Origin of the sequence: Xanthomonas sp. SHU 308, assembly GCF_000364645.1 — a bacterium.
GTDB lineage: Bacteria > Pseudomonadota > Gammaproteobacteria > Xanthomonadales > Xanthomonadaceae > Xanthomonas_A > Xanthomonas_A sontii.
In genome coordinates, this window is record NZ_AQOK01000829.1 from 1 (window position 1) to 8,708 (window position 8,708).

General features: G+C 70.5%; 9 protein-coding genes and 1 pseudogene. 5 read left to right on the plus strand and 5 right to left on the minus strand.

Annotated elements, in window-relative coordinates:
- The 4 genes from D588_RS25850 to surE form a co-directional block, all read right to left on the minus strand.
- On the minus strand, nucleotides 1–249 hold a 249-nt coding region (locus tag D588_RS25850; protein WP_157836503.1), incomplete at its 3' end, for a LysM domain-containing protein.
- Nucleotides 246–860, minus strand: a complete 615-nt coding sequence (locus D588_RS0121690; protein WP_017917495.1) for a YqaA family protein — start codon at nucleotides 858–860, stop codon at nucleotides 246–248. The genes D588_RS0121690 and D588_RS25850, both read right to left, overlap by 4 nt.
- Before the next feature lie 19 nt (nucleotides 861–879).
- Nucleotides 880–1,557 (minus strand): protein-L-isoaspartate(D-aspartate) O-methyltransferase, encoded by a 678-nt coding sequence (locus tag D588_RS0121695; protein WP_026143980.1) that lies wholly within the window; start codon nucleotides 1,555–1,557, stop codon nucleotides 880–882.
- Nucleotides 1,554–2,333 carry a 5'/3'-nucleotidase SurE gene (gene surE / locus D588_RS0121700; RefSeq protein WP_026143981.1) on the minus strand — a complete coding sequence of 260 codons (780 nt, stop codon included), beginning with the start codon at nucleotides 2,331–2,333 and terminating at the stop codon, nucleotides 1,554–1,556. Before surE ends, D588_RS0121695 begins: the two co-directional genes overlap by 4 nt.
- A 204-nt stretch (nucleotides 2,334–2,537) precedes the next feature.
- On the opposite strand from surE, the gene D588_RS0121705 reads away from it, so the two are divergent.
- From D588_RS0121705 to D588_RS0121725, 5 genes are all read left to right on the plus strand, one after another.
- Nucleotides 2,538–3,071 (plus strand): Smr/MutS family protein, encoded by a 534-nt coding sequence (locus D588_RS0121705; protein WP_017911056.1) that lies wholly within the window; start codon nucleotides 2,538–2,540, stop codon nucleotides 3,069–3,071.
- A gap of 316 nt (nucleotides 3,072–3,387) precedes the next feature.
- Nucleotides 3,388–4,449 (plus strand): DUF535 family protein, encoded by a 1,062-nt coding sequence (locus D588_RS0121710; protein WP_017917497.1) that lies wholly within the window; start codon nucleotides 3,388–3,390, stop codon nucleotides 4,447–4,449.
- 48 nt (nucleotides 4,450–4,497) lie between these two features.
- Nucleotides 4,498–5,046: an RNA polymerase sigma factor gene (locus D588_RS0121715; RefSeq protein WP_017917498.1), complete on the plus strand. Its 549-nt coding sequence runs from the start codon at nucleotides 4,498–4,500 to the stop codon at nucleotides 5,044–5,046.
- Nucleotides 5,046–6,014 (plus strand): FecR family protein, encoded by a 969-nt coding sequence (locus D588_RS0121720; RefSeq protein ID WP_017917499.1) that lies wholly within the window; start codon nucleotides 5,046–5,048, stop codon nucleotides 6,012–6,014. The genes D588_RS0121715 and D588_RS0121720 overlap by 1 nt, the downstream gene beginning before the upstream one ends.
- A gap of 173 nt (nucleotides 6,015–6,187) precedes the next feature.
- Nucleotides 6,188–8,500: a TonB-dependent receptor gene (locus D588_RS0121725; protein ID WP_017917500.1), complete on the plus strand. Its 2,313-nt coding sequence runs from the start codon at nucleotides 6,188–6,190 to the stop codon at nucleotides 8,498–8,500.
- 40 nt (nucleotides 8,501–8,540) lie between these two features.
- On the opposite strand, the pseudogene D588_RS26925 reads toward D588_RS0121725, so the two are convergent.
- Nucleotides 8,541–8,708, minus strand: a pseudogene (locus D588_RS26925) (tRNA pseudouridine(13) synthase TruD); the annotation flags it as partial.

The following is an 8,708-nucleotide window of genomic DNA, read 5'->3' on the forward strand; positions in this document are numbered from 1 at the left end:
GGCCAGGTCCTGCGGGGTGATGTTGTTGGCGCGGGCGATCGCATACAGCGTGTCGCCGCGCCGAACGGTGGCGCTGACTCCGGGCTTGGGCACGGACACGCGAGGCGCCGAGGCAGCAGCGGTGCCGCGCACCGGCGCGCCGCCCGGCGTGCGCACCACCGTGGCACTGCTGCAGGCGCCGAGCGCCACCGCCACCAGCACCCCCAGGCCGCAACGCAGGCCGTTCCGCACCACCCGATCCACGCTCATCCGACCTTCGCTCTCCATATGACCCACACCACCAGCAGCGCCAGGATCGCCGAGGCGACCCAGCCGAGCGGCTCGATCCAGCGGCGCAACGCGGCTTCCGCACGCGGCCCGCCGAGGCGGATCGCCCCGGCCACCAGGTACACGCGCTTGCCGCGCCCCACCAGCATGCTCGCCAGGAACGGTAGCAGCGGTACCCCGACGATGCCTGAGGCCCAGGTGAATATCTTCAGCGGGATCGGGGTGAAGCCGGCCAGCACCAGCAGCCAGAACGCACGCCACGGCGACTCGGCGATGACCTCGCGCAAGTGGTTCACCTGCGCGTCGATCTTCTGCGTCCAACCGAGCCATTCGATCAGCGGCTGCACCGCGGCGAAGGCGAAATGGCCGAGCAGATAGCCGATCACCGCGCCAGCCAGGGAGCCGAGCAGGCTCAACGTGGCGAACCACAGCGCGCGCCGCGGCTGTGCCAGCGACATCGGCGCCAGCATCACTTCCGGCGGCACCGGGAACACGATGGCCTCGGCGAAACTGAGACCGGTCAGCAGGGCCGGCGCGCGGCGATGCCGCGACCAGGCGATGGCGCGTTCGTACAACGGCCCGAAAATCTTCATCCAGTGCGGCTCCGGGAAGTCAATCCAGCATGCCCGACAGCAACGGGACGAAGGTCACCGGCGCCAGGACGTCTTGTTCGATCTGGCCGTCGGCGGCGCGGCGCAGGCGGATCAGCGATTGCGCGGACGGGCCGCCGACCGGCGCCACCAGGCAGCCGCCCGGGGCCAGTTGTTCGATCAGTGCGTCGACCAGCGCCGGCGCCGCCGCCGTGACCACGATCGCATCGAACGGGCCGTGCTCGGGCCAGCCGATGCGGCCGTCGTCGTGCTTGCTGCGCACGTTCATGCCGAGCTGGCGGAAGCGCTTGCGCGCCTGCCGCAGCAGATCGCCGATGCGCTCGACGGTATGCACTTCCAGACCCAGCGCGGCCAGGATCGCCGCCTGGTAGCCGGAGCCGGTACCGACTTCCAGCACCTTCTTCGGCGCCGCTTCCAGCACCGTTTCGGTCATGCGTGCCACCACCCACGGTTGCGAGATGGTCTGGCCGTGGCCGATCGGCAGTGCGGTGTCCTCGTAGGCGCGCGAGGCCAGCGCCTCGTCGATGAACAGATGCCGCGGCACGGTGCGCACCGCGTTGAGCACGCTCTCGTCGCGGATGCCGGCCTCGCGCAGGCGCTCGACCAGGCGATCGCGCACGCGCTGCGAGGTCATGCCGATGCCGATCGCTTCCGGCTGCAGGCGCAACCGCGGGGTCATGCCGGGCGGTCCAACGCGGCGGTCAGGCCGCCGACCCAGCTGGCGACCTTTTCCAGTGCTTGGTAGCGGGTCAGATCGACCTGGATCGGGGTGATCGAGATGAAGCCGGTGCGTACCGCGTGGAAGTCGGTACCGGGACCGGCGTCCTGCTCGCGCCCGGCCGGGCCGATCCAGTACACGGTGCCGCCGCGCGGGTCGGTCTGCGGCAGGCATGGTTCGGAGCGGTGGCGGTTGCCGAGCCGGGTGACCTCGAAGCCCTTGATCTCCTGCCACGGCAGGTCGGGCACGTTGACGTTGAGGATGGTGTCGGCCGGCAGCGGATCGGCCTTGAGCTGGGCCACGATCTCCACCGCGGCGCGTGCGGCGGTCTGGAAATGCCTGGGATCGTGGTTGTGGCTGACCAGCGACACCGCCACCGCGGGCAGGCCGAGGAAGCGGCCTTCCATCGCCGCCGAGACGGTACCGGAATAGATCACGTCGTCGCCGAGATTGGCGGAATTGTTGATGCCGGAGACCACGATGTCCGGGTCGAACTCCAGCATGCCGGTGAGCGCCAGATGCACGCAGTCGGTGGGCGTGCCGGCGACGCTGCAGGTGTAGTGGTCGATGCGCTTGAGCCGGATCGGCAGATCCAGGGTCAGCGAATTGCTGGCGCCGGACCGGTCGCGGTCGGGTGCGACCACCGTCACCTCGTGGCCGGCGCCGCGCAACTGCTCGGCCAGCATGCGAATGCCGGGGGCGTCGACGCCGTCGTCGTTGCTCACTAATACGCGCATGGTGCTCCTCGAAAACCGGGGGCATGATACCGGATGCGCCCTGCCAGGTCGCTGACAGCGCGACGACGACCGCGGTGACGGCCATCGCGCCGCGCACTGGAGCGGCGTCGCACCGTGCGACCGCAGCGCAGTGGTCCGCACGCCAGACGCTGCCGGCAACGCCGCGCTCACCTCAAACCGCGCCGCACGCTCTAAGCTGTGCGCATGGCGCATTCCGACGACGAAGATCCCGCCGCGCTGTTCCGCGCGGCCATCGGCAAGGTGGCCCCGCTCAACGCGACGCCGCCGGCCAATGCCAAGCCGCGCCCCAAGCCGCGCGCGCGCATGGCCGAACGCGACGACGCCGAGGCGCAGGGCGAGTTCCAGCAATTGCTGCGGCAGAGCACGCCACTGGAAGCCGGCGACGTGGCCAGCTACCGCCGCGAGCATCTGCCGGCGCGGGTGTTCCAGCGCCTGCGCAAGGGCCAGTTCTCGGCCCAGGACGAACTGGACCTGCACGGTGCCACCGCGGCGCAGGCCGAGACGCTGCTGCGCCAGTTCCTGGCCGAGGCGCACGCGCACGAGTTCGGCTGCGTGCGGATCGTGCACGGCAAGGGCCTGCAATCGGGCGGCGTGCCGCTGCTGAAGAATCTGGTGGACCGCCTGCTGCGCCAGCGCAACGACGTGCTGGCCTTCCATTCGGCGCCGACCGCGCAAGGCGGCACCGGCGCGATGCTGGTGCTGCTGGCGCGGCGCTGAGCGGCGCCGCAACTGAGGGCACCGCGGCTCGCTGGCCCGATCGGGAACCTGTGCACTGGCCGAGGTGGAGGGCGCCGGATCGGGGCGCCGCCGAATCCGGCATCGCCCACTGATCTGTCATTCGCGTGCAAGAGCGGCTTCACCGCGACCGGCGTGAACGGGAACGCCCGTCGCACGCCCCCCGTCGCCTGCCCGACGCAGATCCGGCCAGGCCGGGACGCCGCGGACGCGGCCGAGCACCGCGCGTGCGGACCCATTTCAATTTTCGCTTCTTGAAACGTCTTGTCAGAGAGCACCGTCCCTCTGCGAGCCGAACGTGACCGAAGCGACCACCGAATTCTTCCTGCAACCCACTGATCTGGTGGACGTTTCCGCGAGCGCCGCAGCGTTCGAGTCGGCGCGCCCGGCCCGGCCTGCGCTGCCGCCCCGGCCGAGCGCCGATGCCGCACCGTCACGGTGGTGGCCGCTGTTCCTGGGCTCGTTCCAGGGGCGCACGGACTGGCACGGCAACCGCCTGCAGCGCGGGATCAAAGCAGCCAAGTACCTGCTGCGTTCGCTGCGCATGCCTGCCGCGCATCTGCGTTTCCTCGACGAACTGTGCCGCGACCCGCGGATGCGCGGCTACGCCGAGCGCGACCCGCGCCTGCTCGAGCGCCACCTGCACCGTTTCGTCAATACCCGCTGGAGCAGCAAGGCGCGGCTGCGTCACCTCCGGCAGCACTATCGGCTGATGCTCGAGCGCCTGCCGGCCGCGTTGTTCGACGCCATCTACCGTCAAGGCCAGGCGGACCTGGGGACGCTGCCGCTGCACGATGGCAGCCTGCTGACGCTGTCGCTGCTGCCGCCGGCGCCGATGAGCTGCGAAGGCGAGCTCTGGTTGCAGCTCAGCGACGCGGCGGGACGCGAACTGTATCGCCTGGTGCTGACCGTGACCGGCGACGACGCCCATCCGACGGTACTGATCGGTTGCCTGCAGGGCCCCAAGGGTGCCGACGCCCGCGACGTGGTGCGCGCGCTGACCAAGCAGATGCACGGGCTGCGGCCCAAGCAACTGATGCTGTCCCTGGCCTGCACCTTCGCCGAGCGCCTCGGCGCGCACGCGATCCGCGCCGTCTGCAATGGCGCGCATCCGCTGCAGCGCAAGCGAGACGTGTTCCTGTCCGACTACGACGCGTTCTGGATCGAGCAGGGCGGTACGCCCATCGTCGATGGCTGGTTCGCGCTGCCGCTGACCCCGGCACGCAAGACCGCAGCCGATGTACCCAGCCAGCACCGCTCGGCGTTTCGACGCCGCGAGGCATTGCGGACGCATGCGGAAGGCTTGCTGGCCGCGGCGCTGCCGGCCGCTTGCGGTGCTGCGTCGCGTGGCGGCCAGTGAGCCTGGCTATACTGCCGCGGCCGCTTCCCTCCAGGAGCATCAGCAGTCGTGAGCCGGGCCGAGCACACCGAGGGCGCGCCGTCGCCGGAGCAGGCGCCTGCGCACCAGGTCGACGCGCTGTTCAAGGAACATCACCGCGCCCTGCTCGCGTTCCTGCACTGCAAGCTCGGCTCGATGGCGGACGCGCAGGACGTGGCGCAGGAGGCGTACATGCGCATCGTGACGCTTGAGCGTCCCGACGCGCTGGCATCGCCGCGCGCCTACCTGTTCCATGTCGCCTCGAACCTGGCGGTGGATCGACTGCGCATGCGCAAGGTCCGCGAAAACGCTGCGGTGGAGTTGCCGGAGCACGACTTGCCGCTCCCGCCGGTTCCCGAGCGGCACGCCACGGCCAGCGAGCAACTGCGCGCGCTGACCCGGGCGCTGCAAGAACTTCCCGCCAAGACCAGCCGCGCCTTCGTGCTGCACGTGATCGAAGGCAAGGACTTCGGCATGATCGCCAAGGCGATGAACGTGAGCGAACGAATGGTCCGCTACCATGTGGCCAACGCGCTCGCGCATTGCCGCAAACGCTTCGACGAAGCGGAGATCCCGTAATGGACAGCGGCATCGACCAACACATCCTCGACGACGCCGCGCGCTGGTGGGCCCTGCTGCGCGAACCCGCCAGCAACGAAGACACCGTGGCGCGCTGGCTGGACTGGACGGAGGCCGACCCGCGGCATCTGCAGGCGTTCGAACGCATCAATGCGCTCGGCGGCGACCTGGCGACGCTCGATGCGGCAGCGCGGGACGAGGTGGTGCGCAGGTTCGCGCCGCCGCGTTCGCGCTGGCGGCCGCTGCAGGTAGCGGCCTGCGTGGGCGTGCTGGCGCTCGGCGGCGCCCTGGCCTGGCGGCAGCTGCACCCGCCGCCACTCACCCAGGTCTACAGCAGCGCGACCAGCCGCCACCAGGACATCGTGCTGGCGGACGGCTCCAAGATCGCGCTCGGCGGCGCATCGAAGTTGAGCACCCGCTTCAGCGCCGGGCAGCGCCACGTGGAGCTGATCGCCGGCGAGGCCTTCTTCGACGTGGCGCACCACGCCGGGCGCCCGTTCGTGGTCGACGCCGGCGGCGTGTCGATCCTGGACGTGGGCACCGCCTTCGACGTCAGCCGCGACGGCGAACGCGTCGAAGTCGCGGTCACCGAAGGCCGGGTCCGCATCTACGGCGCCGGCCAGGTGCCGGCCGACGGCAGCGGCGGGCTGGAAGCGGTGGCCGGACAGCGCGTGTCCTACGATCCGGCCAAGCCCGCGCTGCAGGTCAGCCAGATCGACGTGGCGCAGGCCACCGCCTGGCGCGATCACCGGCTGGAGTTCGTCGATACGCCGCTGGACACGGTGATCGCGCGGGTCAACCGCTACAGCGACCGGCCGCTGCGCCTGGCCGACCCCGAGCTTGCGCGGCTGAGCTTCACCGGTACGGTCGACACCCATGCGACCGCGCAGTGGATCGAGGCCCTGCCGCAGGTGTTCCCGCTGCGGGTGCGCCAGGGCAAGGACGAAATCGTGCTGAGCCGCCGTTAGGCGATACCGCGCGCCGCCCGGGCTTAGGGGCGGCGGCCGCCCGCGTCGGCATCGCCGCGCGTGGCATAATTCGCGCTTCCGCTGGGGGGCGACGGGCAGTGCGTGGGCTGAGGCGACTGATCATCTGCGGCAGCCTGGCATTGCAGCTCGCACCCTGCCCCCTTGCCCTCGCCGTGCCACTCGCGCCCGACGCACGGCAGATCGGGTTCTCGATCCCGCCGCAGGCGCTGTCCACGGCGCTGATCGCGTACGGCAAGCAGGCCAACATGCAGGTGCTGACCGCCAGCCCGACCCTGGCCGGGATGCGCAGCGACGGGCTGCAAGGCATGTTCACCCCGGACGCGGCGCTGCAGCGCCTGCTGCAATCGAGTGGGCTCGCGTACCGCATGCTCGATGCGAACACGGTGGCGGTCACCCCCGCCGCCACGGCGCCGGTCGATCCTGCGGATGCCGCCGATGCGCACCGCGCCGGCGCGCCAGCCAAGCTGCTGGAACAGGTCGACGCCGCGGCGCTGACCGATCACGCCATGGGCGACGTGCCAGCCTATGCCAGCGACGCGCTGCGTTACGCCGCCGCTTCCATCGCCGTGCCGCAGTCGGTGAACGTGGTCGCTCCGCATCTGCTGGCCTCGCAACAGGTGCGTACCGTCGCCGACGCCCTGCGCAACGTGGCCAGCGTGCAGCAGATCGAAAATCCGTTGCGCGCGCCGCTGTTCAAGATCCGCGGCATCTACACCGGCAACGGCATGACCGACGGGATGCCGAACAGCTTCGTCGGCCTCGGCGGCTACCCGCCGATGATCGGCGTGGAGCGGGTCGAAGTGCTCAAGGGCCCGGAATCGATCCTCGGCGACAGCAACGGCGGCGACATGAGCGGACTGATCAACGTCGTCACCAAGCAACCGCTGCGCACCCCGAAGCGCGAACTGAGCTACGTCCTCGGCGAGCGCGGCGACGTGCAGGCCGGGCTCGATGCGACCGGACCGATCGGCGCCACGCCGCTGAGCTATCGGCTCGTCGTCTCCGGCCAGCATGCCGATTCCACGGCGCAAGGCTACGGGCCGCGCAATGCCGCCTACCTGGCGCCGTCCATCGCCTGGCAGGGAGACGACAACCGCCTGGTGCTCGGCGTGCAGCGCGTGACCGATCGGCAGCCGGCCGCCGACCATGCCCTGCTGCTGCGCAACCGCGTGTCGGCGATGACGCCCAGGAGCTTGCGGCTGGGCAACGCACAGGACCACACCGCCTACCGCACCCAGCGCGCCTATTACCTGTTCGATCAGCGGCTCAGCGATCGCTGGCAACTGCGCAGCCGCGGCCAGTACGTGACCCAGGCGATCGACGCGCGCAACTGGGGCATGCTGTCGCCTTCGCCGAAGGGCGCCGTGCGCGCCTATGCCGAGGCGTACCGCAATACGACGGCGTACTACACCATCCAGAACGACCTGGTCGGCAGCTTCGGCGACGGACCGCTGCGGCAGACTGTGACCCTGGGCCTGGATTACACGCGCGCGCGGCTGGGCAGCAGCGATTACTTCATCCGCATGCACCGCAACCGCTACGACGTGTTCGGCGACGAGCGGCTGGGTCCGGTGCACTGGCCGCATTCGCGGCGCGGGATTCTGCATTACCCCGGCAGCCCGTGGTCGAGCCGGAGCGGCATCCTGCTGCAGGACCAGATCAGCATGGGCGAACGCTGGGACGTGCTGCTGGCGCTGCGCCGCTCGGCGTACGAGATTTCCAGCTACGATGCCAAGGGCAAACTGCGCCAGTTGCGCCGGCGCCGCTGGGTGCCCAACGTCGGCGTGGTCTACAAGCTGACCCCGGAGGCGTCGCTGTACGCCAGCACCATGAACGGCTTTGCGCCGAGTGCCGTGCTCGGCAAGAACGGCCGGCCATTGCCGCCCGCGTTGTCGCGGCAAGTGGAGGTGGGGGCGAAGATCGATCTGTTCGAGCACCGGGCGCGGCTCAGCGCCGCCTACTACCAGATCACCGTCGACCGCAGCTTCGACCTGGTGCTGGCGCATCCGTCGTACTTCGCCAGACCGATCGACAGCCAGAGCAACCACGGGCTGGATCTCGACTTCGTCGGCGCCCTCGCCCCCGGCCTGGAACTGAGCAGCAGCCTGGCGCTGGCCCGCATCGGCCGGCGCGACGGTACGCCGACCCTCGGCGTCCCGCGCACCCGTTTCACCCTGTGGAGCAGCTACCAGTTCCAGGACAGCCGCTGGAGCGGCTGGGGCGTGGCCGGCGGCATCCTGGCGCGCGATCACACCCTCGGCCGCCGCCTGGCCGGCGGCTATTTCAAGATTCCCGGGCAGGCCAGCGTGGACGCGAACGTGTCCTATCGCACCGAGACCTGGGGCGTGACCGTGGGCATGCGCAACGTCTTCGATCGGCGACTGTATGCCGACGAGTTCGACGAGACCTTCGTGCCGCTGCCGGACGGCCGCAGCCTGCTGCTGACCGGCACCTATCGGTTCTAGCGCGCGTCGTCGCGACCGACGCGGCAGGCGTCGGCCGCGCTCAGGCCTCGGTGGAGGCCTGCGGCGCCTCTTCGACCTGGCCGAGTTCGTGCAGCAGTGCCGTGGCGTAGCTGCCCGGCGGCAATGCGAAGCGCAGTTCCAGCGCGTCGTCCTGCCCGTCCAGCCAGCGCCATTGCAGGTCGGCCACGCGCAGGCGGGTCGCCCGCCA

Bases quoted from the DNA above. Each gene is read 5' to 3' on its own strand.
- D588_RS0121690 (WP_017917495.1), bottom strand. From the start codon at position 860: ATGAAGATTTTCGGGCCGTTGTACGAACGCGCCATCGCCTGGTCGCGG.
- D588_RS0121695 (WP_026143980.1), bottom strand. From the start codon at position 1,557: ATGACCCCGCGGTTGCGCCTGCAGCCGGAAGCGATCGGCATCGGCATG.
- surE (WP_026143981.1), bottom strand. From the start codon at position 2,333: ATGCGCGTATTAGTGAGCAACGACGACGGCGTCGACGCCCCCGGCATT.
- D588_RS0121705 (WP_017911056.1), top strand. From the start codon at position 2,538: ATGGCGCATTCCGACGACGAAGATCCCGCCGCGCTGTTCCGCGCGGCC.
- D588_RS0121720 (WP_017917499.1), top strand. From the start codon at position 5,046: ATGGACAGCGGCATCGACCAACACATCCTCGACGACGCCGCGCGCTGG.